Source organism: Streptomyces sp. NPDC101191 (assembly GCF_044767915.1).
GTDB lineage: Bacteria > Actinomycetota > Actinomycetes > Streptomycetales > Streptomycetaceae > Streptomyces.
The window spans coordinates 223,452-248,396 of the sequence record NZ_JBIWOU010000005.1 but is presented as its reverse complement, the minus strand read 5'-3'; the positions used below and the strand labels follow the sequence as shown (position 1 = coordinate 248,396).

Genomic DNA, 24,945 nt, shown 5'->3' with positions numbered 1-24,945 from the left:
GTGGGTGGGGAACCGGTTCACCGGGCAGGGGCCCGGGTCACCATTCGGCGCTGCGCCAGCGGACCGTCATCAGGGCGTCCGGGGTCGACGCGTCGGCCCGGAAGGACAGCTCGGTGCGCCCCGGTTCGAGCAGGAACAGCTCCTCGGGGCTGGAGTCGGCCATCGCGGTGTGCCGACGGGACGCGCTGTTGTTGAGCATCACCGTGCCGTTGGCGGTGTCGACGACGAGTTCGTCGCCGGCGGCCAGGTCGATCGCGTACCGCAGCCGCCGCCTGCTGACCCGCTCGGTGACGGTCGGCATGGAGCACGGGCCGCGGAAGACGATCACCGGGTGGGTGGGGGCGGAGCCGGTGTTCTCGGCGACGGCGTCACCGGTGGACTTGGCCTGGCCCCAGTTGAGCGGCCAGGTCAGCGGCCAGACCAGGCCGGACTCGGGCTGCGGCGGGCTGGTCGTGGCGATCTGCTCGTTGACGCCGTAGCGGCGCGGGTCGGAGGCCAGCCACTGGATCGACATCTTCGAGCTGCCCTGGGTGGCGAAGCCCTGGTCGGCCGGGACCACCCGCTGGGAGATCCGGGCGCGTACGGCGAGCAGCTCGCCGTGCAGCCGCACGGTGAGCCAGCGCTCCTCGTCCAGCAGGGCGAGCGACTGCCGCAGCGCGCGGACGGCCTCGGGCACGCCGTTGAACTCCGGCATCAGCACGATCGTGCCGCCGATCTTGCGCGGCTTGGCGTACCGGGAGCCGGGCCAGGCGCCGTGCGAGGTGGGCCGCTCGGCATCGGAGGCGTCGTACTCCGGCAGGTCCTCCCAGCCGGTCAGGCCGGACTTGTCGATGTTGAACGGCGTGCCGGTGCCGATGAGAAGCCCGGCCCACTGGATCTGCCCGTCCTGGGTGATCAGCGAGCCGGGCGCGAGGTCGGCGGTGTAGGTGTTTCCGGCGTATGCGGTTGTGGTCTCGGCCATGGGGCCGTCACCTCACTTCTGAGGAGGGCGGGTTGGCGGGGTGCGGTCAGGCGTGGGCGGCCATGAGGAAGAGCAGGTCCTCGGCGGTCGACCGGGGGCCGGCGCCCTGCTCCTCGTGGAAGTCCCGGATGCGGTGGGGCGCCGGGGGAGCCTCGGTGAGGGCCGGGATGCGGCGGGACTCCAGCACGGTGAGCGGGTCGATGCGCGGCGCGTCGTCGGCGCCGGGGAAGACGACGCCGCCCTCGGCGAGCATCGGGATCTTGTCGAGGTCGACGCCGAAGTGCTTGCCGAGGAAGTCGAAGCTCAGCTTGTTGAGGCCGTCGATGATCCAGTTGGCGAAGGCGATGAGGCCGTTGATGGGGCCTTTGACGACGCCGATGACTGCGGTCAGTGCGCCCTTCACCAACTCGCCCATGCCGCGCATGGCGTTGCCGACGGCGTCCTTGGCGTGGTGGAAGAAGCCGGGGATCTTGTCGGTGATGAAGGACAGGATCGGCTGGACCGCGCTCCTGATCCCGCCGAAGGCGCCGGAGGCGATGCCGCGGAGGGCGTGGGAGGCGGAGCTGACGGCGCTGCCGGCCTTGGAGAGGCCGCTGATGCCGGCGCCGATGATCTTCAGGGCCGTCGTGAAGAGGGTGAGGTAGCCCTTGAAGTAGGTCATGACGGCATTGCCGATGAGCTTCAGGACCGGCTGCAGGAACTTGTAGACCTGCTGGAAGCCCTTCAGGGCCGCCTGGAAGACCTGCTTCATGATCCGTTGGCCGGTCTCCGTCTGCATCGCGTACTCGATGAACCAGGCGGCGACGGGTACGAGGATGCCGAGGATGAAGCCGAGCGGGTTGCCGCGCATCGCGAGGTTGACCCCGGTCATGGCGATCGATGCGACCTCCATGACCAGCCCGTACGTGTCCATCAGCTTGGTGACGGTGTCGGCGATGGGGAGCAGCGGCAGCAGGATCGACACGATGACGCCGAGCGCGGGCCCGATCTTCCCCGCCGCGGTACGGATCTTGCCGGCCGCGACGCCGAGCTTCTGGATGCCGGCGGCCGCCTTGGACCGCTGGATGCGGCCGAGAGAGCCGGCCGTGCCGGAGGCGGTGCTGCCGAGGGTGCGGACCGAGGTGCCCGCCGTCTTCAGATCGGCGGCGAACCTGGCGACGCCGCCGTCCGCCGACTGGACGTCCTGCTTGAGCCGCTTGAGCGTGTCGGCGGACCCCTCGGCGCCCTGGCGCAGGGACCGCATCACCGGCGTGACGCGTCCGAACGCCGGCATGCGGACTGCGGCGGCACTCATCCGCGTGCCTTCGCCAGGTACATCAGTGCGTCCGCGGTGGACTGCGGGTCACTGTTGCGGGCCGCGTGGTAGTGCTCGATGTGCAGTCCGCCGCCTCCACCCGCCTGCATCTGCGCGGAGAGGCGGGCGCGGCGGGCGGTGTTGGCGAGCAGCCGGTCCAGCTTGGAGAGCGGGAGCACGGCCTCGGCCTCGCCGGCCTCGGCGATGATCGCCGGGACGCCGCCGCTGCGGGGCATGACGACACCACCGGTGGCGAGCATCGGGATGGTCGGGATGTGCACGCCGAAGGTCTTGCCGCCGACGAGCGGCACCCAGCCGGGGACGCTGACCTTGACGCCGTTGACGGCGTTGATCATGCGGTTGATCAGGCCGATGACGGAGTTGATCGGGCCGGACACACCGCTCTTGATGCCGTTGAACGCCCGGGACGCGATGTCCTTGAGGCCGTTCCAGATGGACGACATCTTGTCCTTGACGGCGGAGAAGGCGCTCGGGATGGCGCTCTTGATCCAGTTCACCACCGGGGTGATGACGGCCTTGATGCCGTTCCAGACGGTACTGATGACCGCCTTGATCGCCTTCATGACGGTCGTGATGACCGTCTTCCAGATGTTCACGTAGGTCTTGATGACGGTGGCGACCGCCTTGACCACGGTGGAGATGGCGCTCTTGATGCCGTTCCAGACGGTCTTGATGAGGGCGCCGGCCTGCTTCATGATCGGGCCGACGGCCTTCATGACCGTGCTGATGACGACCTTGATGGCGTCGAAGGCCTTCTTCAGGATCTTCTGCATCGTCTTCGACTGCATCGCCATCTCGACGATCTTCTCGATGAGAGGCATGAAGAGCTCGATGAGGCGGGCGAGCAGGTTGCCCTTCATCGACTTGTTGAGCTTGTCCTGACCCTTGGCGGCCTTGCCGGCGCCGGACTCGTACTTGCCCATCTTCTTGCCGGCGGACTCTGCGGTCTGGCCGGCCTTCGACATGGACTTCTCGGCCTGGTCGGAGGCCGTCTTCAGGTTCTTGAGCTGGGTCTTGGAGCCCTGGGCGTTGGTCTTCAGGGTCTTGAGCTGACCGGACGCCGACTTGCCGGAGTCGCCGACCTTCTTGACCGAGGTACCGGCACCGGAGGCCTGCGTCTTGAGGTTGCGCAGGGCGTCGGACGCGCTTTTGAGGGACTTGGTGAGTGCCATGGGTTACCTCCTTTCGGGGTGGGGTGGGGTCAGCCGGCGGTGGCGCCGATCTGCTGGTCGAGGGAGTGGATCGTTCCCCTGAGGTCGTTGAGCTTCGTGCGCAGGGTTCCGGTCTCCGAGGCGAGGTTCTTCATCGCGTCCGCCGAGGCCTGCAGCTTGGGACCGTCGGGAATCTTGGTCGGCTGGAAGCCGAGCATGGAGTCCTTGAGCTTCCCCACGGCCTTGGCGACCTTCTCGACCTTCTTGGGCTCGGCGTTCCGCATCGAGTTGTTGATCTTGTTGACGCCCTCGGCGACCGGCTGCATCTGCGAGTGGTCGATGCCCGTGACGGCGTCGGCGATCTTCTTGATGTTGTCCGCAGCCTTCTTGGCCTTGCTGTCGGTCGGCAGCTTGCGGAACCCCTGGAAGAACGCGGTGGACCGGTTGTTGAACTTCAGTACCTGCGCGTTCAGATCTACGAGCTGCGCGGTCAGGGGGGCGATGCGCGCGGTGTCCGCGCTGCTCGGGAGATCGGCGAGGCTGGTGCCGCCGTTGGCGACCCGGCGCTCGCGCGCTTCGACGTCCGTACGGCTCTGCGGGCGGATGTTGCCGTCCGCGTCGTAGGCGCGGATGAGGCGGTTTGGGTCGCCCAACTGCTGGATGGACCGCTGGATGCTGGTCAGCTTGCCGGCCAGGTAGACGCCGAGGGCGGGGATGAGGAGGCTCCCGAAGGCCGCGAGGGCGTACTTCCACGCCTCCGCGCTCTTCTCGTGGAACTTCTCGAGGGCGGCGCCGAAGGTGTCCAGGCCCAGGGTCTCAAGGATCTCGGACGACAGCTCCTTGTGGAGCTCCTGGTAGTTGTCGCCGATCTGCTTGATCCACGGGGCGGCGGCTTCCTCCGTGAGGATCTTGGGGGCGTCGCCGATGAGGTGCTTCTTGAGCTTGGAGAGCAATGCCTCCTTTTCGACTTCGACCTCGTTGTCCTTGTCCTTCGGGTCGGGCTCCTTCTCCTTCCACTTGTGCAGCTCGGTGCCCTTGACCAGGGCTTCCCTGAGTTGGGTGACCTCGTTCGAGAGGTCGTCGATGGTCTTTGCCATGAGTTGCTCCGCTTCCGGCCGGTGACGGCCATGCGCCGAAAAGCCCCTGCCGGCATGGAGGTTCGGCAGGGGCTCGTGCGTGGGGCGGGGCGGAAGGGCTAGGTGACGGCGCCCTGGCGGGGGACGCGCCGCACCGTCGCGAGGGCGTCGTTCCAGCCGGCCGCGTAGGCGACGGCCTCGCGGCGGTTGACCTCGGCGTACAGAATGCCGAGCAACGCTCTCCTGTCGAGGGCCGCGGGCCCGTCCAGCAGCTGGGCGAGGCGGTCGTGGAGCGGGATGTGCGGTTGCGATGCCTCGGCCTCGGCCTGCTGGGTCATGGACGCCTGCCTTCCGGTTTGCTTGCCCTTGCGTGCGTGGCGGCGCCGCGGAGTGAGGCGGGGGCACCACGATATCGAACGTCTGTACGAACAGAGTGTGGAACATCTGTTCGAGGTTTGTCGAGCGCGAAACGCCTGACGGTGTGTCTTCTTGTCAACTCCCCGTGGGGGTTGAGGCCCGATCGGATCTGGTGTTCGACCGGGGTACTCTGGATGGCGCGTTCCCGAACCTGACACAGTCGGGGGCGGGGGGCGCGAGGGGCGCGCGGGGACCCCAGGGGGTTGGAAGGCAGTGCGGACACATGGACACGGAGCCGGGCGCTAGCCGGCGGGAGCGGGTCGTCGACTGGCTCGAATCCCACCCGGACCTGCCCCATCTCTTCGCGAGGCTGGCCGAGCTCGTCCACGTCGCCGGGTACGCGCCCGAAGACCTCGTCGTGCTGCCCAGGGCCGAGGTGGACCGCCGCGAGACCGCCGCGTTCACCGCCGGCTGGGCCGAGGCCGTCTCCGACGAACTCCCGCGCATCCGCCGCGAGTACGAGAAGCGCGTTGCTGATGCATACGCCAAGGGGCAGGGTGACGCGCGTGGAATCCGGCGCCCCCAGCGGCGTACGGACGTCTCCCCGGACGGTGCCCGGGTCATCGCGCTGCCCTTCGCGCGGCTCCTGGAACCGCCGGCCGTGGTCGTCCAGGCCGAGGAGCGGGTCCGCAGGGAACGTGAGCTGTTCGAGCAGCGCCCCGAGCCGGAGCCGGTGCACGAGCAGGAGCCCGCGCCCGAACCGGAGCCGGTGCACGAGCCCGAACCCGCTCCCGAACCGGAGACCGACGTCCTGGTGACCGCCCAGGAGAGCCGCACCCGCCGGAACACCCAGCGGGTGCGGAAGGTCGTCCGCGGCAAGGGCGGCCGCCCGATCGTGCCGCCGCTCGCAGGGGTTCCGGTCCAGGGCGGCACCGGGCCCGAGCGGCGCGGCGCCGACTCCGGAGAGGCGGACGCGCGCGCGAGCGCGCGTGGCCGCCGGCTCTCCGACCGGGCCAAGGCCCTGGAGGAGGAGTTGGCCGCCGAGCGAGCACAGCAAGCGCCCCCGGAGCCCGCCCCCTGACGGGAACGGGCTCCGGGGGCCGTGGGGGTGTGACGTCAGCGGCTGGGACGTCAGCCGAAGAACCGGGCCAGCGCCGCGGGGGAGATCGTGTCGGCGGTGTCTCCCGCTGCCATGGAGTCCTCGTTCGACTCCTCGCCGTCCGCGTCCTTGACGCCCGGACGCGGGACGGGCTTCGGCTGCTCGGGCTGGTCGTCGTCCTCGCCGATGTTGACGCACTGGAACATCCAGTTGGCGACGGCCAGATTGTCCACCACCGCGGCGAGCAGGTGGTCGGTCAGTGACCACTCCGCGGACTCGCCGTGCAACTCCCGCTGCACCGCGCTGTCCCGCGGAAGGTTCGTGATGAGGACCATCAGCCGCCGACTGGAGAGATCGCCCCGGTGCCAGTCCAGGAGATCGGTGCCGTAATGGCGGAGGAGATCCGCCTCAAGGGCCTCGGCGTGTTCGTCGACGAACTCGACGAGGCTCAGTCTTCCCCCAGGCCGAGCCCGGTCTCCTTGCCGTAGGCCTCCAGGATGGCGGCGATGTCCTGCATCGTGAGGTCGTGCTCCTCGAAGCGGACGTACTGCTCCTCACCCATCAGGAGTTCGAGCAGACCGTCCACGTCGTTGTCGTCGAGCTTCCGCAGCGCCTTGGCGGTCTTGCGGGAGAGCTCGGTGGGCAGCGTGTAGGACTCGCCGTCCAGCTCGAAGGACCAGGTGCGACCGTGGGCCTCCATGCGCTGGGCGCGAGCGGCGTTGACGTCGAAACGGGCCATGGTGTGCGTACTCCTTGTTCGCGTGTTTCGCGTGGATGAAGAGCAGAAGGGGCGGGGCGGGACGGCGGTGTGCCGTCCCGCCCCGGGGGTCGAGGACCGGACGGCCCTCAGACCGTCATCAGACGGTCGCGGAGTACTGGTTGTCCTTCATGAGGAAGGTCGCCAGCGGCTTGCCGTCGCCCTTCGACATCGCCGTGAAGGTGATGCCGAGCTGGGAGGCGGCCTTGCGGCCGAGCTTGATGTCGTCCGTGGCGGTGACCTGGCCGCGCGGGATGATGAAGCGGTACTTCACCGGAGTGGTGCCGCCGGCCTTGACGTCGGTGAACTCGAGGCCGAGGGCGCGGACGTCCGCGAACGGACGCTCGGCGATCTCGTAGCGGTAGATGTCGACCGCCGGGGTCGGCTCGGCCTTGACCGCGTCGCCGCCCATGAAGAAGGGCAGGGTGTCCTCGTTGAACTGCAGCAGCGAGAACTTCAGCGAAAGGTCGCGGGCCGAGTAGATGTAGTGGACCGGGGAGACCGACTGCCACGAGTCGATGGCCTCCAGCTTGTCCTTCTTCGAGAAGGTGACGCCGTCGCCGGAGGTGAAGCCGAGGTCCTTCCAGCCCGCGCCGGACCAGTCGGTGGCGGAGTCCGTGCCGAAGGCGGCAGGGAGGGCGGTGCCGGCGTCGGCGACGTAGATCTTGCCGGTGCCTGCGACGCGGATCTCGGCAGAGTTGTTTCCAGCCATGGTGGGTTTTCTCCTTGATGAGAGGGGGTGAGGGCACCGCCCCGGGGTCGGACTGTTCCGGCTCCGGGTACGGCAAAGGCCCCGCCGGACGGCGAGGCCTGGTCTGTGGGGACGTCGCGGGGACGTCGGGTGGGACGGTCGCGAGGGCGCGTCCGGGAGGGGCGCTACAGGGAGGCGCTTCCGGACGGGGGCGCCTAGAAGACGTTCAGCGAGAGCTGGATGACGCAGACGTAGCGGTTGGCGCCGCGGTACAGGTAGTCGGGCATCCAGCGCGGTCCGTCCTGCTCCTCGACGTCGCTGACGTGGTTCGCGCCGAGCTGCTTCCCGATCGTGGCGAGCAGCACCTTGCGGGCGGCGTTGGCGAGGACGTGGGCCGCGGTCTTCGTCGGCCCGTATACCTCGAACTCGATCAGCGGTTTGTCGACGTGCAGGTCGCCGATCCAGGCGCCGCCGCGGCGGTTCACCAGGACGGCGTTCTGCGTGCCGTCGAAACCGGCGGGCGCCTGGGCGGCGACCGTGATGCCGGCCATCGCCGGGTCGGCCTTGAGGACGTCGACGACCAGCTTCTCGACGTCCGGGAACGCACTCGGGGGAGTGGTCATGACGGTGCTCCTCAGGAGACGGGGACTTGAGTGGCGGGGTGCCGTCCGGGGCGCTCGACGCGGGCGAAGGGGGAAGGGCGCGGAGCGCACCCGGACGGCGAACGGCGGAGTCTGCGGCCCGTCTCGCGGGCACAGCTCCGCCGCTGCACCAACTGTGACAGAGAGCGTGCGCGCACGCAACTAGTTCGGGCGGTGGATCCGCAGATCCCACAAAAGTGCAGGTGGGAGGAGTGATGCGAGGGCTGTGCGGTCCGCCGCACGACGGATAGGTTGTCGATCCGAGCCGCAACAGCAGCCCCAGGAGTCGCCCCATGCCCCCCGCCCGCCCCCGCCTCCTCCACGTCACCGACCTCGCCTACCCCGCCCGCGGGCGGCGCTACTGCGACGAGGACATCGACCTCACCGCCCGGCTGCGCGCCCACTTCGACATCGCGCTGTGCCATCCCCTCGACGCCGCCGCGCTCATGGACTCCTTCGACGCCGTGGTCGTCCGCAACAGCGGCCCCGTCCTCCACTACCAGGAGGCCTACGACGCCTTCCGCGCCCGCGCCCGGGCCGCCGGTACCCGCGTCTACAACCCGCTCCACGGGCGCGGTGACATGGCCGGCAAGCAGTACCTGCTCGACCTGACCGCCGCCGGGTACCCCGTCATCCCCACCGTGGACCGCGCCGCCGACCTCGACCGGCTCCCCGAGGCGGCGGAGTACGTCGTCAAGCCCAGGGCCGGCGCCGACTCCATAGGTCTGGAGTTCGTGCCGTACGAGCGCCTCGCCGGGCTCTCGTACGGCGACGTCCTTGTCCAGCCGCGCGTCGACTTCCTGTACGAGGTGTCCTTCTACTTCGTCGACGACCGCTGCCAGTACGCCCTGTACGCCCCCGACCCCGAGCGCCGCTGGGTCCTGGAGCCGTACGAGCCCACCGACGCCGACCTCGCCTTCGCCCGCCGCTTCGTCGACTGGAACACCCTCGACCACGGCATCCAGCGCGTCGACGCCTGCCGCACCCGCGAGGGCGAGCTGCTCCTCGTCGAGCTGGAGGACCTCAACCCCTACCTCTCCCTCGACCGCGTCCCGGAGGCCGTCCGCGACCGCTTCGTCGAGGCCATGACCGCTTCCCTGCACGCCTTCCTGCGTGCCTGACGCGGCACGCGTCGCGGGGTGGGACGTGCAGTGCGTGGCGCAGCGCACGGCCCGGGGCGGGACGCCGTACGCGGCGCAGCGCACGGCCCGGGCATGAAGAAGCGCCCCGTGTCCCTCTCGTGGGAGAGACACGGGGCGCTTCCGTTCCGGTCGTGTGAGCGGCTCAGGCCGTACGGGGCCTCCGCCGCGTGGCGCGTTCCGCCGCGAAGACGTCCTCCAGGCGGAAGAGCTGCGCCCGGCCGGCCTTCCCCGCCGCCCGCAGGTGGCCCAGCTGGACCCACTTGCGGATCGTCGCCGGGGCGACCCCCGCCTCCTCGGCGGCGAGCGGTCCCGGGATCAGTGCGGGCAGGGAAAGCGCGGTCGAGCTCAGCATGAGGTCTCCTTCGTGTCGTCCATCGCCGCTTCGATCTCCTCCGTACGCGTCCCCGACGCGTCCGCGAGTTCCGACCACTGCTCCTCCGGCCACAGGTGCCGGTAGGACGGGTCGTCCTGGCAGCCGCACGCCCCGTCCGTGCACACGCACGCGGGGTTCACGCACAGCACCGCGCGCCGGTCCGGGAAGGCCCGCAGCGACACCGAGTCGCACCAGGGGCAGCGGCCGGACACGCGGACGACCGTCTCGGCGTCGCCCAGGGTGCGTGCGCAGCGGCGCGCCATGCGGCGGATCTCGTCCCGCACGTGCCGGGTGAGCACGGGGTACGCGGCGATCTCGTCGAGCAGCCCGACGACCCGCCGGAGCCGCTCGACGACCCCGGCCCGGCGCGGCCGCGCCAGCCCGAGCCGGGCGCAGACCGCCTCCTCCAGCTCCACCACGCCGTCGGTGATGTCGCGGATGGCGTCGGAGATGTGCAGCCGGATCGGCGCGGCGCCGTGTCCGGGCACGGCCAGGCCGTGCTGCTGTTCGAGCAGCAGGGCCTCGCGGCGCTCGGCCCGGATCAGCTCGTCCCGGCCCGGGTGCGGCTTGGTCGGCGCGCTTCCGGCGGGTCCGCGCCGGCCGGGCGCGAGCTCCTCGGCGAGCTCGGGGAACTGGCGTACGAGGGAGGCGGCCCAGAGGACGACGTCCCGCGCGACGCGCTCGTCGGCAACGGCTCCCGGTGCGTGCTGCTGCTCAGCCACGGGTGCTCCCGGCGAGTGCGGCGGCCGGCGTGGCGGGCGCGGACGGCGCGAGGACGGCTCCGGCGGCGTCCAGTGCGGTCGCGTCCAGTGCGGTCGTGCCCAGGGCGGACGCGTCCGGTGCGGACGCCTCCAGGGAGGTGGCGAGTTCCGAGGCGGCGTCGCCGCGGCGGCGGCGGGGCTTCACGGGGCGCCCGTTGCGCCACAGGCGGCCCGCGCAGACGCCGTCGAACCAGCTCTCGGCGGGGGCGACGGCCGCCTCGCACTCGCGGCTGACGGGGCAGACGGCGCAGGCGCGCAGGGCGGGGGCCGCCTCCTTGCCGCGCCGGGAGAAGACGACGGACGGGGAGAGGTCGGCGCACGCGGCGGCGGCCTGCCAGGGGGAAGTGTCGGGCTGGTGCAAGGTGGATCTCCACGGTCCGGGGCCCATGGGGCCCCCGGGGCATGTGGGGCCCTTGGGACTCATGAGGCCGACGAGTGCGGCGGCGAGCAACATAGACATGTTGCGTGCGAGCTCGCAACTACCTTCGTGGAGACACCTTCACCGATTCGACACGATTGCGTGCCCGAAAGCACGTAATTCCGTGCGCGCAAGCACGCTAAAGTAAGGGGCCCGAAGGGTGGGGGAGTAAAGGGAGCGGTACACACATGAGCACTCATGGGCTCGACGAGTTCGCGGGATGGGTCGAGGGCCTGATGCGAGCACGCGGCTACGACATCGACAGCCCCCGCGGCGGAGGGAAGTCCCGCATCGCAGACGAGGCCGGCGTGCACCGGGCGGCCGTCACGCGCCTGCTGCAGCGGCAGAGCATGCCCGACCTGGAGACCATGCGCAGGATCGCCCCACTCCTGGGGGTCTCGGTCCGCGACATGCTCATCCGGTCCGGGCGGGTGACCCCGGAGGAGCTTCCGCTCGCCGCGGACCTGCTGCCGCCGGGCGACTGGCAGCCGACCATGGAGGACTTCGCGCGCTGGCTCGGGGTCCCCGACGAGCGGATGGACGTCTTCGTCAAGGTCGTCACGCAGTTCCTGGTGGAGCCCGAGGCGGCGGACGGCGACGTCCGGCCCGCGGGCGAGTCCCGGCGCGCCGCCCAGGACTGACCCGGGTCCCGGACCTCGTCCGGGACCGTGGTCGTGCCCTCGGGTCGGGCCCGGCCCGAACCGGAACACGACCACGGCCCGCACCGGGCCGCCGGCGGTCCCGCCATCCGTAGGCCCGCACCGGGCCGTGGGGCGGTCCCGCCACCTGCCCGTTCGCACCGGGCCGCCGGCGGTCTCGATCCGTCGGCCTGTACAGGGCTGCCGGCGGTCCCGACCCGTCGGCCCGCACCGGGCTGCCGGCGGTCCCGCCATCCGTAGGCCCGCACCGGGCCGTCGGGCGGTCCCGCCACCCGCCCGTTCGCACCGGCCTGTCGGCGGTCCCGACCCGTCGGCCCGCGCCGGGCTGTCGGCGGCCCCGCCCCCTGTCGGCCCGCACGGGCCGCCGGGCGGTCCCGATCCGGCCGCCACCGGCGCGCGCGGGCCGTTCCGTGGCCCCCAGGGGCCCGTAATCCGGCCCCGGTCCACCCCGGGCGGGGTTCTCGCACGTCGCCCGGCGGCCTTGCGCGTGGGCATTTGTTTTGACCGGAGTCCGTGCGGTAGGTACGCTCATGCCTTGTGCCTGGGGTGTGCCCGGAGCCGTGTGCGTGTCCTCAACCGCACGTGGAGTTCCGATACCGGCCACCGCAATCCACGTCCTTTCCGCCTTCGGCGGGGGTCCGCAGGATTCGACACACCCGACCGCGTGGGTCGGTGACGTTCCAGGTTAGTTTGACGACGGCACACAGAAACCGGAGAAGTAGTGCCTACGATCCAGCAGCTGGTCCGGAAGGGCCGGCAGGACAAGGTCGAGAAGAACAAGACGCCCGCACTCGAGGGTTCCCCTCAGCGCCGTGGCGTCTGCACGCGTGTGTTCACGACCACCCCGAAGAAGCCGAACTCGGCCCTCCGTAAGGTCGCGCGTGTGCGTCTGACCTCGGGCATCGAGGTCACGGCCTACATTCCGGGTGAGGGTCACAACCTGCAGGAGCACTCCATCGTGCTCGTGCGTGGTGGCCGTGTGAAGGACCTTCCGGGTGTTCGCTACAAGATCATCCGCGGTTCCCTCGACACGCAGGGCGTCAAGAACCGTAAGCAGGCTCGCAGCCGCTACGGCGCCAAGAAGGAGAAGTAAGAATGCCTCGTAAGGGCCCCGCCCCGAAGCGCCCGGTCATCATCGACCCGGTCTACAGCTCTCCTCTTGTCACCTCGCTGATCAACAAGATCCTGCTTGACGGCAAGCGTTCCACCGCCGAGCGCATCGTGTACGGCGCCATGGAGGGTCTTCGTGAGAAGACCGGCCAGGACCCGGTCATCACGCTGAAGCGCGCTCTCGAGAACGTCAAGCCGTCCCTCGAGGTCAAGTCCCGCCGTGTCGGTGGCGCCACCTACCAGGTGCCGATCGAGGTCAAGCCCGGTCGTGCCTCCACCCTCGCGCTGCGCTGGCTGGTCGGTTACTCCCGCGCCCGCCGCGAGAAGACCATGACCGAGCGCCTCATGAACGAGCTCCTCGACGCCTCGAACGGCCTCGGTGCTTCGGTCAAGAAGCGCGAGGACACGCACAAGATGGCCGAGTCCAACAAGGCCTTCGCGCACTACCGCTGGTAGTCGCAACCCACATCGAGACCGAGAGAAGACTGAAGCCTTATGGCTACCACTTCGCTTGACCTGGCCAAGGTGCGCAACATCGGCATCATGGCCCACATCGACGCGGGCAAGACGACCACCACCGAGCGGATCCTGTTCTACACCGGCGTTTCGTACAAGATCGGTGAGGTCCACGACGGCGCCGCCACGATGGACTGGATGGAGCAGGAGCAGGAGCGTGGCATCACGATCACCTCTGCTGCCACCACCTGCCACTGGCCGCTCGAGAACGTCGACCACACCATCAACATCATCGACACGCCGGGTCACGTCGACTTCACCGTCGAGGTGGAGCGTTCGCTGCGCGTGCTCGACGGTGCTGTGACGGTGTTCGACGGCGTGGCCGGCGTCGAGCCGCAGTCCGAGACCGTTTGGCGTCAGGCGGACCGCTACGGCGTCCCGCGTATCTGCTTCGTCAACAAGCTCGACCGCACCGGTGCCGAGTTCTTCCGCTGCGTCGACATGATCGTGGACCGCCTCGGCGCGACCCCGATCGTCATGCAGCTCCCGATCGGCGCCGAGGCCGACTTCCAGGGCGTCGTCGACCTCGTCCGCATGAAGGCTCTTGTCTGGTCCGCCGAGGCCACCAAGGGCGAGATGTACGACATCGTCGACATCCCGGACACCCACACCGAGCTCGCCGAGGAATGGCGCGGCAAGCTCGTCGAGGCTGTCGCCGAGAACGACGAAGAGATCATGGAGCTCTTCCTCGAGGGCGTCGAGCCCACCGAGGAGCAGCTGTACGCCGCGATCCGTCGCATCACCATTGCCTCCGGCAAGGGTGGCGAGACCACGGTCACCCCGGTGTTCTGTGGCACCGCGTTCAAGAACAAGGGCGTTCAGCCCCTGCTCGACGCCGTCGTGCGCTACCTCCCCTCCCCCCTGGACGTCGAGGCCATCGAGGGCCACGACGTCAAGGACGCGGAGCTGGTCGTCAAGCGCAAGCCGTCCGACGACGAGCCGCTGGCCGCCCTCGCGTTCAAGATCGCGAGCGACCCGCACCTCGGTAAGCTCACCTTCGTCCGGATCTACTCCGGTCGCCTGGAGGCCGGCACCTCGGTGCTGAACTCCGTCAAGGGCAAGAAGGAGCGCATCGGCAAGATCTACCGCATGCACGCGAACAAGCGTGAGGAGATCGACTCGGTGGGCGCCGGCGACATCGTCGCCGTCATGGGCCTGAAGCAGACCACCACCGGTGAGACGCTGTGCGACGAGAAGAACCCGGTCATCCTGGAGTCCATGGACTTCCCGGCGCCGGTCATCCAGGTCGCGATCGAGCCCAAGTCCAAGGGTGACCAGGAGAAGCTGGGTGTCGCCATCCAGCGTCTCGCGGAGGAGGACCCCTCCTTCCAGGTTCACTCGGACGAGGAGACCGGCCAGACCATCATCGGTGGTATGGGCGAGCTTCACCTCGACATCCTCGTCGACCGTATGCGTCGCGAGTTCAAGGTCGAGGCGAACGTCGGCAAGCCGCAGGTCGCGTACCGTGAGACGATCCGCAAGGCCGTCGAGCGCGTGGACTACACCCACAAGAAGCAGACCGGTGGTACCGGTCAGTTCGCCAAGGTGCAGATCGCGATCGAGCCCATCGAGGGCGGCGACGCCTCGTACGAGTTCGTGAACAAGGTCACCGGTGGCCGCATCCCGAAGGAGTACATCCCTTCGGTGGACGCCGGTGCGCAGGAGGCCATGCAGTTCGGCATCCTGGCCGGCTACGAGATGACTGGCGTCCGCGTCATTCTTCTCGACGGTGCCTACCACGAGGTCGACTCCTCCGAGCTCGCCTTCAAGATCGCCGGTTCGCAGGCCTTCAAGGAGGCCGCGCGCAAGGCTTCTCCCGTCATCCTTGAGCCGATGATGGCCGTCGAGGTCGTCACGCCCGAGGACTACATGGGCGAGGTCATCGGTGACATCAACTCCCGCCGTGGCCAGATCCAGGCCATGGAGGAGCGCAGCGGCGCTCGCGTCGTGAAGGGCCTCGTGCCCCTCTCGGAGATGTTCGGCTACGTCGGAGACCTCCGCAGCAAGACCTCGGGTCGCGCAAGCTACTCGATGCAGTTCGACTCCTACGCCGAGGTTCCGCGGAACGTCGCCGAGGAGATCATCGCGAAGGCCAAGGGCGAGTAACTCTCCCGAGTACACGCTTTAGGCTTGACACCGTCCGCCGGGGCTCGATCTTCGAACCCGAGGCGAGAGCCCCCGGCGGACGGCATCCCAGCAAAGATCACCTGGCGCCGATGAGTAAGGCGTACAGAACCACTCCACAGGAGGACCCCAGTGGCGAAGGCGAAGTTCGAGCGGACTAAGCCGCACGTCAACATCGGCACCATCGGTCACATTGACCACGGTAAGACGACCCTCACGGCCGCCATTACCAAGGTGCTGCATGACGCGTACCCGGACCTGAACGAGGCCTCGGCCTTCGACCAGATCGACAAGGCTCCCGAGGAGCGCCAGCGCGGTATCACGATCTCGATCGCGCACGTCGAGTACCAGACCGAGTCGCGTCACTACGCGCACGTCGACTGCCCCGGTCACGCGGACTACATCAAGAACATGATCACGGGTGCCGCGCAGATGGACGGCGCCATCCTCGTGGTCGCCGCCACCGACGGCCCGATGCCGCAGACCAAGGAGCACGTGCTCCTGGCCCGCCAGGTCGGCGTTCCGTACATCGTCGTCGCCCTGAACAAGGCCGACATGGTGGACGACGAGGAGATCCTGGAGCTCGTCGAGCTCGAGGTTCGTGAGCTCCTCTCCGAGTACGAGTTCCCGGGCGACGACCTGCCGGTCGTCCGCGTCTCGGCGCTCAAGGCGCTCGAGGGCGACAAGGAGTGGGGCGAGAAGCTTCTCGGCCTCATGCACGCGGTGGACGAGTCCATCCCGCAGCCCGAGCGTGACGTCGACAAGCCGTTCCTGATGCCGATCGAGGACGTCTTCACGATCACCGGTCGTGGCACCGTCGTCACCGGTCGTATCGAGCGTGGTGTCCTCAAGGTCAACGAGACCGTCGACATCATCGGCATCAAGACCGAGAAGACCACCACCACGGTCACCGGCATCGAGATGTTCCGCAAGCTGCTCGACGAGGGCCAGGCCGGTGAGAACGTCGGTCTGCTCCTCCGTGGCATCAAGCGCGAGGACGTCGAGCGCGGCCAGGTCATCATCAAGCCGGGTTCGGTCACGCCGCACACGAACTTCGAGGCCCAGGCCTACATCCTGTCGAAGGACGAGGGTGGCCGTCACACCCCGTTCTTCAACAACTACCGCCCGCAGTTCTACTTCCGTACCACGGACGTGACCGGCGTCGTGACCCTCCCCGAGGGCACCGAGATGGTCATGCCGGGCGACAACACCGCCATGAGCGTTGAGCTGATCCAGCCCATCGCCATGGAGGAGGGCCTGAAGTTCGCCATCCGTGAGGGTGGCCGGACCGTCGGCGCCGGCCAGGTCGTCAAGATCACCAAGTAAGTTCTCACGAACTTCGGTGGTATGACCTGGTAGCTCGACTGAGCTCCAGTGAGGACCCCGCACCGCTTCGGCGGTGCGGGGTCCTCCGCTTTACCCCCCGGTGGCAGACGCAAACCTGACGTCCCGTAGCATGCGGCCGGTCAGGCGTGTCATGACCAATCAGGGGTGGAGACAACTTGAAATCGGGACGTCGAGCGCGTCGTAGAACGGCTACGCGAATACGTAGAACGGCGATAGGCGCCGCCCTCGCGGGCGTGACGGTCCTCGCCTTCCAGGCGGCGGCGAACGGGGCGGTCTTCGGGACCGAGGGGGAGTCGCCGACCGCCCCGGCGGACGTGTACAGCGCGAACGGGGAGGAGAGCGGCCCCGTCAAGAGCGAGGTCCACAAGCTCGCCCTGTCCGACAAGGGTCACGGCGAAGCGGTCCTCTCGCAGCGGGACACCGCCCGCTTCGGCCTCCTGGGTGTGTCCTGGACGGACCCCGAGGCCAAGATCAAGGGGACGATCCAGGCCAGGACCCGGAGCGCCGAGACCGGCGAGTGGACCGAGTGGATGGACCTGGTGCCCTACCCGGCCCTGCTCGACGGCAAGCGGGCAGGTGCCCGCGGTTCCACCGAGCCGATCTGGGTCGGCGCCTCCGACGGCGCCGAGGTGCGCGTGTCCGACGGCGCCGCCGACGGCAAGCTGCCCGCCGGCCTGCGCCTTGACCTCGTCGACCCGGGTGCCAGCACCACCGCCGACAAGACGTCCGGCGAGCTGAACGCGGACCCCGCCGCGTTCACCGTCGAGGTGCCGCCGACGACGCCCGGACCGGCGTCGACCGCGCCGACGCCGCCGATCGTCTCGCGCGCCGAGTGGGGCGCCGACGAGTCGCTGAACAACGAGGGCCCGACCTACCTGCCCGGCGGGAAGATCAAGGCCGTCTTCGTGCACCACACCACGGACGCCGACTACAGCTGCGCGGATTCCGCGGCCGTCGTCCGGGCCATTCACGTCTACCACGTGAAGACCAACGGCTGGCGCGACCTCGGCTACAACTTCCTGGTCGACAAGTGCGGCACGATCTTCGAGGGGCGCCAGGGAGGCGTCGACCAGCCGGTGATGGGTGCGCACACCTACGGCTGGAACTCCGAGTCGACGAGCGTGTCGTTCATCGGTGACTACACCGCCCAGACCGCTCCGCAGGCCGCGCTGATCTCCGCCTCGCGGGTCGTCGCGTACAAGCTCGGGCAGTACGGGGTGGACCCGAACGGCACGGCTCAGCTGACGGCCGGCGTCACGCAGAAGAACTACTTCGGCGAGTCCTTCGAGGCCACCAAGGTCTACCCGTTCGCGGCCGTCTCCGGACACCGCAACGGCTTCAACACGCAGTGCCCCGGCAACAGCCTCTACCCGCAGCTGCCGCAGATCCGCAGCTACGCCACCGGCTCCGTGGCCGGCCTCAAGATCGACTCGCTGGGCGGGGGTGCCACCCAGGCCGGCACCGGCTACGAGACGCCCGGTCCGGTGACCGTGAACTGGTCCACGACCACCGCCCCGAACAGCCTCATCAACAAGTTCGAGGTGCTCGTCGACGGCCAGGTCGCCACCTGGAGCTGGGGCCACATGCGGGCGGCCTCGGTCAACGTCAGCGGCTACGGCGACCACACCGTCGCCGTCCGCGCCACGCATATCTCCGGCAAGGTGACCACCAGCCCGGCCGTCACCGTGACCGTCCCCGGGCCGAAGACCTTCAAGCCGGTCACCCCGACGCGTCTGATGGACACCCGTAGCGGTCTCGGTGTGCCGAAGGCCAAGGTCGGAGCGGCCGGCGAGGTCGTGCTGACCGTCGCCGGCAAGGCCGGGATCCCGACCTCCGGCGTCGGCGCCGTCGTGCTCAACGTGACGGCGACCAACCCGACCTCCGCGGGCTTCGTCTCCGTGTACCCGAACGGGACCGTGCGGAGCAGCGCGTCGAACCTGAACTTCACGGCCGGGAAGACCATCCCGAACCTGGTCACCGTGCCCGTGGTCGATGGCAAGGTGCGGTTCTACAACCACTCCGGCTCGGTCGACCTGCTCGCCGACGTCACCGGCTACTACGTCAAGGACACCAGCGGTTCGACCCACGTCAACCTGGGTCCGCTGCGTCTGATGGACACCCGCTCGGGCCTCGGCGTCCCGAAGGCCAAGGTCGGCCAGGACAGCACCGTCGACCTCCAGGTCACCGGCGCCAACGGCGTCCCGGCCGACAAGGTCACCGCGGTGGTCCTGAACGTGACCGCGACCAACCCGACCTCGGGCAGCTTCGTCTCGGTCTACCCGCACGGCACCACGCGCACCAGCGCGTCGAACCTGAACTTCACCGCCGGCCAGACGATCCCGAACCTCGTGATCGTCCCCGTCGTCGACGGAAAGGTCAGCTTCTACAACAAGTTCGGTGCGGTGGACCTGCTCGCCGACATCACGGGCTACTTCACCTCCGACACCGTCGGCGCCTCCCACATCAACCTGGGCCCGAAGCGCCTGATGGACACCCGCTCCGGCCTCGGCGTGCGCAAGGGCAGCGTCGGACCGGACAGCTACGTCACGCTGGACGTGGCCGGGGTGCAGGGCGTCCCGGCGACCGGCGTCACGGCCGTGGTACTGAACGTGACCGCGACCAACCCGACCGTGGGCAGCTTCGTCTCCGTCTACCCGGACGGCACCACGCGCACCAGCGCGTCGAACCTGAACTTCACCCCCGGCCTGACCATCCCCAACCTGGTGGTCGTGCCCGTCGTCAACGGCAAGGTGAACTTCTACAACAAGGGCGGCAACGTCGACCTGCTCGCCGACATCACCGGTTACTTCGTGAAGTGACCTGATCCGTAAGCGAGTTCGGGGCCCGCCTCCCTCCCGGGAGGCGGGCCCTCGGCGTTCCTACGGCCGCCACACCCAGGGGCGGGCGTCCGCCCCCATGCCGATCACCGCGCCGCCCCCGTGCAGCACCGGCGCCCCCACCGCGACCGCTCCCCGGGTGCGCACGGACAGCCGGCCGGCGCGGTGGAGCTGCACGCGCCCGCGGAGGTCGCGGCCCAGGAGGGTCGGGCCCGGGGCGGCGGCGAGCGGGCCGTAGCCCTCGAAGGCGGGAGCCTGCCCGCCCGTCGCGCGCAGCCGCCCCTCGGCGGGGGCGCGGTAGAAGACCCGGACGCCGTCGGGGCCGGGGGCCGGGAGCGCGGCGACCGGGTCGCCGGCCAGGGGGAGGGGGGCGGCGGGGGAGCCGTCGACCCAGCGGCGTACGGCCGTACGGCCCGCCGCCAGCAGGCTCACCCGGCCCGTGGCGTCGATCAGCGCCGTCAGGCCGTCCTGCAGCTCTCCCTGGGCCGGCAGCCGCCGCCACGGCCCCCAGGTGCCGTCGGGCGTCCGCACCCGCGTCGAGACGCCCTTGTCCGCGTCGCGCACGAACAGGTGGACCCGCCCGTCGGGGGCGGTGACGGCCACCGGGGCGCCGATGCGGCGGCCCCGGTCGTCGCCGCGCTCGGGGTTGCCGAGGCCGCGCCAGGCGCGGAACGGGCCGCCGGGGGAGCGCTGCTCCAGGACGACGAGCTCGCGCCGGTTGGCACCTCCGCGGCCGGAGAGCGCGGAGAAGCGCACGCCGAAGAGGAGCAGGCGCCCGTCGGGGAGGGCCGCGGAGGCGAGGGCGGGGGCCAGCGGGCCGCCGCCCAGGTCCTCCGGCTCGCCCCACCGGCCGGTCGCCCGGTCCGTCTCGCGCCAGCGGACCGCGCGCAGGCCTAGCACGCCGTACGCGGCGAGCCGCCCGTCCGGCTCCTCGGCGACGGCGGGTCCGGGGGCGGGCCAGCGGTAGTGGGTCGCGCGCACCCAGCCCTTCCAGTTGGTCAGCGGACGGTCGCCGCCGACGCCGTAGTCGCCGCAGCCGGAGGGGTTGCCGCAGTCCCAGGAGGGGTCGCCGCCGTACGGCACCAGGTGGGCGGCCTTCTCGGCGAGGACGCCCGGCGGGAGGTTCTTCGGCCAGTGCCGGTTGTAGTAGCCGCGGAAGGCGTTCACCGTGAACGCCGGCACCGGCCCGCCGTCCGCGGTCGCGTCGGCGACCCAGCGCAGCAGCGCAGCCCAGGTGAAGGAGGCGACCGCGGTGTGGTCGCCGTGGTCGGAGTAGCCGGGCTGCTCGCTGTTGCGGCTCGCGGTGGCCGCGTCACCGGTCTGTATGTCCGGGTCGGGGTCGAGGGTGTGCACGACGGTCGGCCGATAGGAGGCGAGGAGCCCGGCGAGGACCTCGACGAGCCGCTGGTGGTCGTAGCCGTCGGAGCGGGTCACGGGGGAGCCGGCGGTCAGGTGGGTGCGCAGTTCGACGGCGCGGTCCTCCCACAGCGCGGGCACCGCCATGTAGCGGCGGAGCGTGTGCATGGGGAGGTTGAGGAAGACGAGTTCGACCCGGCGCCCGGCGTGCGTGAGGGTGTCGACCTCGGCGCTGCGCCCGCCGGCGAGCGGGGCCGCCCGCCGCTCCCAGGCGGTGAACTTGTCGACGCCGAGCGCGTCCGCGTACGCCTGGCGCAGGCCCTGGTGGCGGGCGGAGGAGTACGCGGCCCGGTCGGGCGGGGTCTCCGGCATGCCCTTGACCCGGTTCTTGCCGGTGTGTTCGCCGGCGGTCACGTACACGGAGACGACGGGGACCCCGGCGTCGAGCAGCCGTTGTGTGTCGGGGTTCATGAAGTAGAGGTCGTCGTCCGGGTGCGCGGCGAACTGCATGAGCAGCGCGCGCCCGCCCGTCGCGACGGGCCGGCCCGGTGCCGGGTCCGCGGAGACCGCGCTGCCGGGCCGTTCGGGTACGGAACATCCGGCGACGCCGGCCGCGGCGAGCCCCGCCGCTCCCGCGAGCAGACTGCGCCGGGCCACTCTTCTGCTGTCCACCGGTCGTGCGTCCCCCGTGCGTGTGGGCTGGTCGTGCGTGGGCGACTGGCTAGACGGGTTTTCGGGCCCCGGGGTTCAACCGGAGGGGGTGTCCGTTCCGAGTGGCACGGTGGCCCGCACCCGCATGGGCCCGTCGCCGCGCCGGGCGAGCAGGACCAGCTCGGTGACCCGGACGCTCATGGTCCCGAGCCGTTCCTCGCACTGGGCGGCGAGGAAGGCCGGGTCCTGGCTGCGGCCCAGGGAAAGGTGCGGGGTGAAGCCCCGCGGGTCGAGGCACAGCGGGAAGCGGTCCTCCAGCGCCTCCCGCAGCCGCAGCCACGGCTCCTCGCCCGCCGCGGCCGGGTCGAGCCAGACGGTGGCGTCGGTACGGTGCCGGAACCAGCGCACGCCCTGGAGCCGGGCCCGGAACGGCGGGACGGTCCGCAGGGCGTCCGCGGCCAGGGGGATCGCCCGGAGGAAGTCGGACTCGGGCACGAAGCCGTAGACGACGTTCACGTGCGGGGGCCAGCGGCGGATCTGCCGGTCGTGGACGCGCCGGATCTCCTGGATCGGCTCCCGGAGCGCGTCGGGCGGGAGCCAGGCGACGGCGGTGCGGTACGTGGGCTCCACGGCGAGCACGTCGGCGTGCGCGTGGCCCGCGGGCGACGCGTCGAGCCGGTCCACGCCGGTCGCCCGGTCCCAGACGCGCTCGCCGTCCGCCTCGAAGAACAGCACCCGGTGCCAGGGGATCTCCCCGCCGGGGACGAAGTCGACCAGATCCATCCGCTTCGGCGGGGCGCCGCGCTCGGCGATGCCCATGACGAAGCGCTCGGCGTCGAGGCGCGCGTCCCACACCACCCGGTGGTAGACCTCGTCGCTCGTACGCATACACCGCCTGTGCCCCCATATGCCCGGTCACGAACCGATGAAGACTCTGACCTGGCTTTTCCGCCCGTGCGGCGGCGTGAGACCGTCCGGAGCGCAGCACGCAGCACAGGGGTGGGGAACATGAGTGAGAAGCCGTCGGTCTCCGACGAGGAGTGGGCCGCGTTCGTCGAGGCGGCGCGGGAGCAGGGACTCGGCACCGAGGAGCAGGAACGGGCCCTGCGCAAGGTCAGGCCGGTGAAGCCGCCCAAGGCGCCCAAGGCGCCGAAGCGGCCGAAGCGCCAGGAGCCCGCGGGCTGGCGCACGGGCCCGGCCTGGCAGGAGATGAACGGCGGCGCCGCCCGCAGGCGCCGGGCCAAGGCGGTCCTCGGCGTCACCCTCGCGGCCGCGCTCGGGCTGGTCGCCGTGCGGCCGCAGCTGGTCACGGGCCTCCTCCCGGAGAGCATGACCTCCGCCCTGCCGGACAGCTGGACCGAGCGCCCCGAGGACGCCACTCCGCTCGCCGCCGAGACGGGCAGGCCGACCGCGGCGCCGGAGGCGGCCGACCCGAACCGTCCGACCCTGGAGGAGCCCTTCCGCGGCTCCCCGGCGCTGCGCTGGGCCGACGGCGCGGCGGGCATCGAGGCGCCCGCGGCGAAGGCGACCGGCTGGATGTCGAAGGCGCAGGTCGCGAAGGCCCTGTCGACCGCCAGGGACTTCCTCGTGTCGGCGAACCTGGACCCGGCGGTGATCAGGGGCGGCCGCCCGGCGCACGCGCTCGGACTGCTCGACCCGAAGCAGCCGGACCTGCGGTCGGGCATGGAGAAGGCGCTCGCCGAGCCCTCGGACCGGGACGACCCCACCCTGCTCTTCAGCCGCTTCTCCCCGGACCAGGTGCGGCCCGTCGGCACGGTCGTCAAGGTCCGCGGGCGGATGAGCCTCGAGAACGGCAAGGGCAAGGACGCGGGGACGGTGCTGATCCGCACCGACTACACCTTCGTCTACCCGGTGGTGAAGGCCCGGCCGGGCGCCGACGAGGTGGCCCGCACGATCGTCCGCCGGCAGATCACCTTCTCCGTGGCCGACCCCGCGAGGTTCGAGACCACCCAGGGGAAGCTCGGCGTGAGCGCGTGGCGCTCGAACGTCGGCAACGACGACTGCAACCGGCCCGAGGACGGCTTCTTCCACCCCTGGTTCGCCGAGGACCGGGCTGCCGGCCAGGCCTCGCCGGAACCCTCCGGGCCCGCCGTGGACCCGTACGACCGCAGCAAGGACCTCGACGAGCTCCCCCAGGAGTGTGGCCGGGTCTCGCGCACCTGACCGCCGCCGGCAGGGGCGGGTCCGGGGCCCGGCGCGCCCCTGTGCGTACCCCGACGTGACGTGGGGTACAGTCTTCCGCCCCGATTGGCGGCCGGTAGGTCACGTATGGCAGACTGTCGGGGTTGCTCGGTTGAGTGCCGATGCTGCGCGCCTCCCGCCGGGAGGACCGGAAGCGAGTCCCACAGTACTCGTCGCCCCTGCTCAGGGGCGGACGTACGGGAATCTTCCGGGAAGTGTCAGCGGGGTACCGGCCAGGCACCCGGTGGGTGTTCCACCCCCGTCTCGCGGTCCATGGGCCCGCACCCCCTTGGTTGGGAATTCCTCAGGGAGTTCTTCGTAGAGGGAGTGCGACACGCCCGACCGCGTGGGTCGGAGGAAGGGGCCGCGCTTCACGGAAGCGCAGCCGACCGGGTTCCAGAGCGTTTCGAGAGACAGGACTACTGAGTAGCCATGGCGGGACAGAAGATCCGCATCCGGCTCAAGGCCTACGACCACGAGGTCATCGACTCCTCGGCGAAGAAGATCGTCGAGACGGTGACCCGCACTGGTGCGTCGGTCGCGGGCCCGGTGCCGCTGCCCACTGAGAAGAACGTGTACTGCGTCATCAAGTCGCCGCACAAGTACAAGGACTCGCGCGAGCACTTCGAGATGCGCACGCACAAGCGCCTCATCGACATCCTCGACCCCACGCCGAAGACGGTTGACTCGCTGATGCGTCTCGACCTCCCGGCGGGCGTCGACATCGAGATCAAGCTCTGAGGTGACGCGCGAGATGGCTAAGAACATCAAGGGCATCCTGGGCGAGAAGCTCGGCATGACGCAGGTCTGGGACGAGAACAACCGGGTCGTCCCGGTGACCGTCGTCAAGGCCGGCCCGAACGTCGTGACCCAGGTGCGTACGAACGACAACGACGGCTACGAGTCGGTCCAGATCGCCTTCGGCGAGATCGACCCGCGCAAGGTGAACAAGCCCCTCAAGGGCCACTTCGCCAAGGCCGACGTCACCCCGCGCCGTCACCTCGTCGAGATCCGTACCGCTGACGCCAGCGAGTACACCCTCGGCCAGGAGATCACCGCCGAGGTCTTCGAGGCGGGCATCAAGGTCGACGTCACCGGCAAGAGCAAGGGCAAGGGCTTCGCCGGTGCCATGAAGCGCCACAACTTCCGTGGTGGCAAGGCCTCCCACGGTGCCCACCGCGTGCACCGCAAGCCCGGTTCGATCGGTGGCTGCGCCACCCCGGGCCGCGTCTTCAAGGGCATGCGCATGGCCGGCCGCATGGGTAACGAGCGCGTGACCACCCAGAACCTGACCGTTCACGCCGTTGACGCGGAGAAGGGCCTGCTCCTGATCAAGGGCGCGGTTCCTGGTCCGAACGGCGGCCTCGTCCTGGTCCGCACCGCGGCCAAGGGGGCCTGAGG

25 protein-coding genes are annotated in these 24,945 nt (G+C 70.2%); 11 read left to right on the top strand and 14 right to left on the bottom strand.

The annotated features are described in order from the left end of the window. Nucleotides 1-37: 37 nt before the first annotated feature. From ACIRQF_RS20960 to ACIRQF_RS20940, 5 genes are all read right to left on the bottom strand, one after another. On the bottom strand, nt 38-961 hold the full coding sequence (locus ACIRQF_RS20960; protein WP_389753454.1) for a phage distal tail protein: 924 nt from the start codon (nt 959-961) through the stop codon (nt 38-40). A gap of 46 nt (nt 962-1,007) precedes the next feature. Next, nucleotides 1,008-2,255, bottom strand: a complete 1,248-nt coding sequence (locus ACIRQF_RS20955; RefSeq protein ID WP_404093952.1) for a tape-measure protein — start codon at nt 2,253-2,255, stop codon at nt 1,008-1,010. After that, on the bottom strand, nt 2,252-3,448 hold the full coding sequence (locus ACIRQF_RS20950) for a phage tail protein (RefSeq protein ID WP_404093949.1): 1,197 nt from the start codon (nt 3,446-3,448) through the stop codon (nt 2,252-2,254). Before ACIRQF_RS20950 ends, ACIRQF_RS20955 begins: the two co-directional genes overlap by 4 nt. 29 nt (nt 3,449-3,477) lie before the next feature. After that, nucleotides 3,478-4,524, bottom strand: a complete 1,047-nt coding sequence (locus tag ACIRQF_RS20945; protein WP_404093947.1) for a hypothetical protein — start codon at nt 4,522-4,524, stop codon at nt 3,478-3,480. Nucleotides 4,525-4,622: 98 nt separating this feature from the next. After that, nucleotides 4,623-4,841: a hypothetical protein gene (locus ACIRQF_RS20940; protein WP_376635368.1), complete on the bottom strand. Its 219-nt coding sequence runs from the start codon at nt 4,839-4,841 to the stop codon at nt 4,623-4,625. Between the two features lie 302 nt (nt 4,842-5,143). Between ACIRQF_RS20940 and ACIRQF_RS20935 the strand changes: the two genes are divergently transcribed. Further along, nucleotides 5,144-5,941 carry a hypothetical protein gene (locus ACIRQF_RS20935; RefSeq protein ID WP_376635370.1) on the top strand — a complete coding sequence of 266 codons (798 nt, stop codon included), beginning with the start codon at nt 5,144-5,146 and terminating at the stop codon, nt 5,939-5,941. A 50-nt stretch (nt 5,942-5,991) separates the two neighbouring features. Here ACIRQF_RS20935 and ACIRQF_RS20930 read toward each other — a convergent pair whose 3' ends face one another. The 4 genes from ACIRQF_RS20930 to ACIRQF_RS20915 form a co-directional block, all read right to left on the bottom strand. Further along, nucleotides 5,992-6,294: a hypothetical protein gene (locus tag ACIRQF_RS20930; protein WP_404093943.1), complete on the bottom strand. Its 303-nt coding sequence runs from the start codon at nt 6,292-6,294 to the stop codon at nt 5,992-5,994. Between the two features lie 113 nt (nt 6,295-6,407). Beyond that, nucleotides 6,408-6,698 (bottom strand): hypothetical protein, encoded by a 291-nt coding sequence (locus tag ACIRQF_RS20925; RefSeq protein ID WP_389753435.1) that lies wholly within the window; start codon nt 6,696-6,698, stop codon nt 6,408-6,410. A gap of 118 nt (nt 6,699-6,816) precedes the next feature. Further along, the gene (locus ACIRQF_RS20920) at nt 6,817-7,428 is read right to left on the bottom strand and encodes a phage tail protein (RefSeq protein ID WP_376635376.1); all 612 of its coding nucleotides are present in this window, start codon (nt 7,426-7,428) and stop codon (nt 6,817-6,819) included. A gap of 194 nt (nt 7,429-7,622) precedes the next feature. After that, nucleotides 7,623-8,030 (bottom strand): hypothetical protein, encoded by a 408-nt coding sequence (locus tag ACIRQF_RS20915; protein WP_376635378.1) that lies wholly within the window; start codon nt 8,028-8,030, stop codon nt 7,623-7,625. A gap of 311 nt (nt 8,031-8,341) precedes the next feature. Between ACIRQF_RS20915 and ACIRQF_RS20910 the strand changes: the two genes are divergently transcribed. Then, complete coding sequence (locus ACIRQF_RS20910; RefSeq protein WP_389753427.1) at nt 8,342-9,169, top strand: hypothetical protein; 828 nt, start codon at nt 8,342-8,344, stop codon at nt 9,167-9,169. Nucleotides 9,170-9,332: 163 nt separating this feature from the next. Here ACIRQF_RS20910 and ACIRQF_RS20905 read toward each other — a convergent pair whose 3' ends face one another. The 3 genes from ACIRQF_RS20905 to ACIRQF_RS20895 are packed head-to-tail and all read right to left on the bottom strand — an operon-like array spanning nt 9,333 to nt 10,685. Then, nucleotides 9,333-9,542, bottom strand: coding sequence for a hypothetical protein (locus tag ACIRQF_RS20905; protein ID WP_365337547.1), 210 nt, complete (start codon nt 9,540-9,542; stop codon nt 9,333-9,335). After that, entirely contained in the window at nt 9,536-10,285 is a 750-nt protein-coding gene (locus ACIRQF_RS20900; RefSeq protein ID WP_376635382.1) for a hypothetical protein, read from the bottom strand. Before ACIRQF_RS20900 ends, ACIRQF_RS20905 begins: the two co-directional genes overlap by 7 nt. Continuing rightward, nucleotides 10,278-10,685: a WhiB family transcriptional regulator gene (locus tag ACIRQF_RS20895; RefSeq protein WP_404093937.1), complete on the bottom strand. Its 408-nt coding sequence runs from the start codon at nt 10,683-10,685 to the stop codon at nt 10,278-10,280. The genes ACIRQF_RS20900 and ACIRQF_RS20895 overlap by 8 nt, the downstream gene beginning before the upstream one ends. Nucleotides 10,686-10,930: 245 nt before the next feature. On the opposite strand from ACIRQF_RS20895, the gene ACIRQF_RS20890 reads away from it, so the two are divergent. From ACIRQF_RS20890 to ACIRQF_RS20865, 6 genes are all read left to right on the top strand, one after another. After that, entirely contained in the window at nt 10,931-11,383 is a 453-nt protein-coding gene (locus ACIRQF_RS20890; RefSeq protein WP_376635386.1) for a helix-turn-helix domain-containing protein, read from the top strand. A 739-nt stretch (nt 11,384-12,122) separates the two neighbouring features. After that, nucleotides 12,123-12,494 (top strand): 30S ribosomal protein S12, encoded by a 372-nt coding sequence (gene rpsL / locus ACIRQF_RS20885; protein WP_003948652.1) that lies wholly within the window; start codon nt 12,123-12,125, stop codon nt 12,492-12,494. Nucleotides 12,495-12,496: 2 nt separating this feature from the next. After that, nucleotides 12,497-12,967: a 30S ribosomal protein S7 gene (gene rpsG / locus ACIRQF_RS20880; RefSeq protein ID WP_345486254.1), complete on the top strand. Its 471-nt coding sequence runs from the start codon at nt 12,497-12,499 to the stop codon at nt 12,965-12,967. Between the two features lie 39 nt (nt 12,968-13,006). Continuing rightward, complete coding sequence (gene fusA / locus ACIRQF_RS20875) at nt 13,007-15,133, top strand: elongation factor G (protein WP_376635388.1); 2,127 nt, start codon at nt 13,007-13,009, stop codon at nt 15,131-15,133. Nucleotides 15,134-15,283: 150 nt separating this feature from the next. Beyond that, on the top strand, nt 15,284-16,477 hold the full coding sequence (gene tuf / locus ACIRQF_RS20870; RefSeq protein ID WP_365337558.1) for an elongation factor Tu: 1,194 nt from the start codon (nt 15,284-15,286) through the stop codon (nt 16,475-16,477). A gap of 254 nt (nt 16,478-16,731) precedes the next feature. Beyond that, nucleotides 16,732-19,317 (top strand): peptidoglycan recognition protein, encoded by a 2,586-nt coding sequence (locus tag ACIRQF_RS20865; protein ID WP_404093934.1) that lies wholly within the window; start codon nt 16,732-16,734, stop codon nt 19,315-19,317. 60 nt (nt 19,318-19,377) lie between these two features. On the opposite strand, the gene ACIRQF_RS20860 is transcribed toward ACIRQF_RS20865, so the two are convergent. Next, nucleotides 19,378-21,363 carry a PIG-L family deacetylase gene (locus ACIRQF_RS20860; RefSeq protein WP_404093931.1) on the bottom strand — a complete coding sequence of 662 codons (1,986 nt, stop codon included), beginning with the start codon at nt 21,361-21,363 and terminating at the stop codon, nt 19,378-19,380. A gap of 75 nt (nt 21,364-21,438) precedes the next feature. Next, the gene (locus ACIRQF_RS20855; protein ID WP_389753388.1) at nt 21,439-22,230 is read right to left on the bottom strand and encodes an RNA repair domain-containing protein; all 792 of its coding nucleotides are present in this window, start codon (nt 22,228-22,230) and stop codon (nt 21,439-21,441) included. A 120-nt stretch (nt 22,231-22,350) separates the two neighbouring features. Here ACIRQF_RS20855 and ACIRQF_RS20850 point away from each other — a divergent pair, with 120 nt between their 5' ends. From ACIRQF_RS20850 to rplC, 3 genes are all read left to right on the top strand, one after another. After that, nucleotides 22,351-23,526 carry a hypothetical protein gene (locus ACIRQF_RS20850; RefSeq protein ID WP_404093929.1) on the top strand — a complete coding sequence of 392 codons (1,176 nt, stop codon included), beginning with the start codon at nt 22,351-22,353 and terminating at the stop codon, nt 23,524-23,526. A gap of 450 nt (nt 23,527-23,976) precedes the next feature. Then, the gene (gene rpsJ / locus ACIRQF_RS20845) at nt 23,977-24,285 is read left to right on the top strand and encodes a 30S ribosomal protein S10 (RefSeq protein ID WP_003948644.1); all 309 of its coding nucleotides are present in this window, start codon (nt 23,977-23,979) and stop codon (nt 24,283-24,285) included. A gap of 13 nt (nt 24,286-24,298) precedes the next feature. Continuing rightward, nucleotides 24,299-24,943: a 50S ribosomal protein L3 gene (rplC, locus tag ACIRQF_RS20840; protein ID WP_189974766.1), complete on the top strand. Its 645-nt coding sequence runs from the start codon at nt 24,299-24,301 to the stop codon at nt 24,941-24,943. Nucleotides 24,944-24,945: the final 2 nt, after the last annotated feature.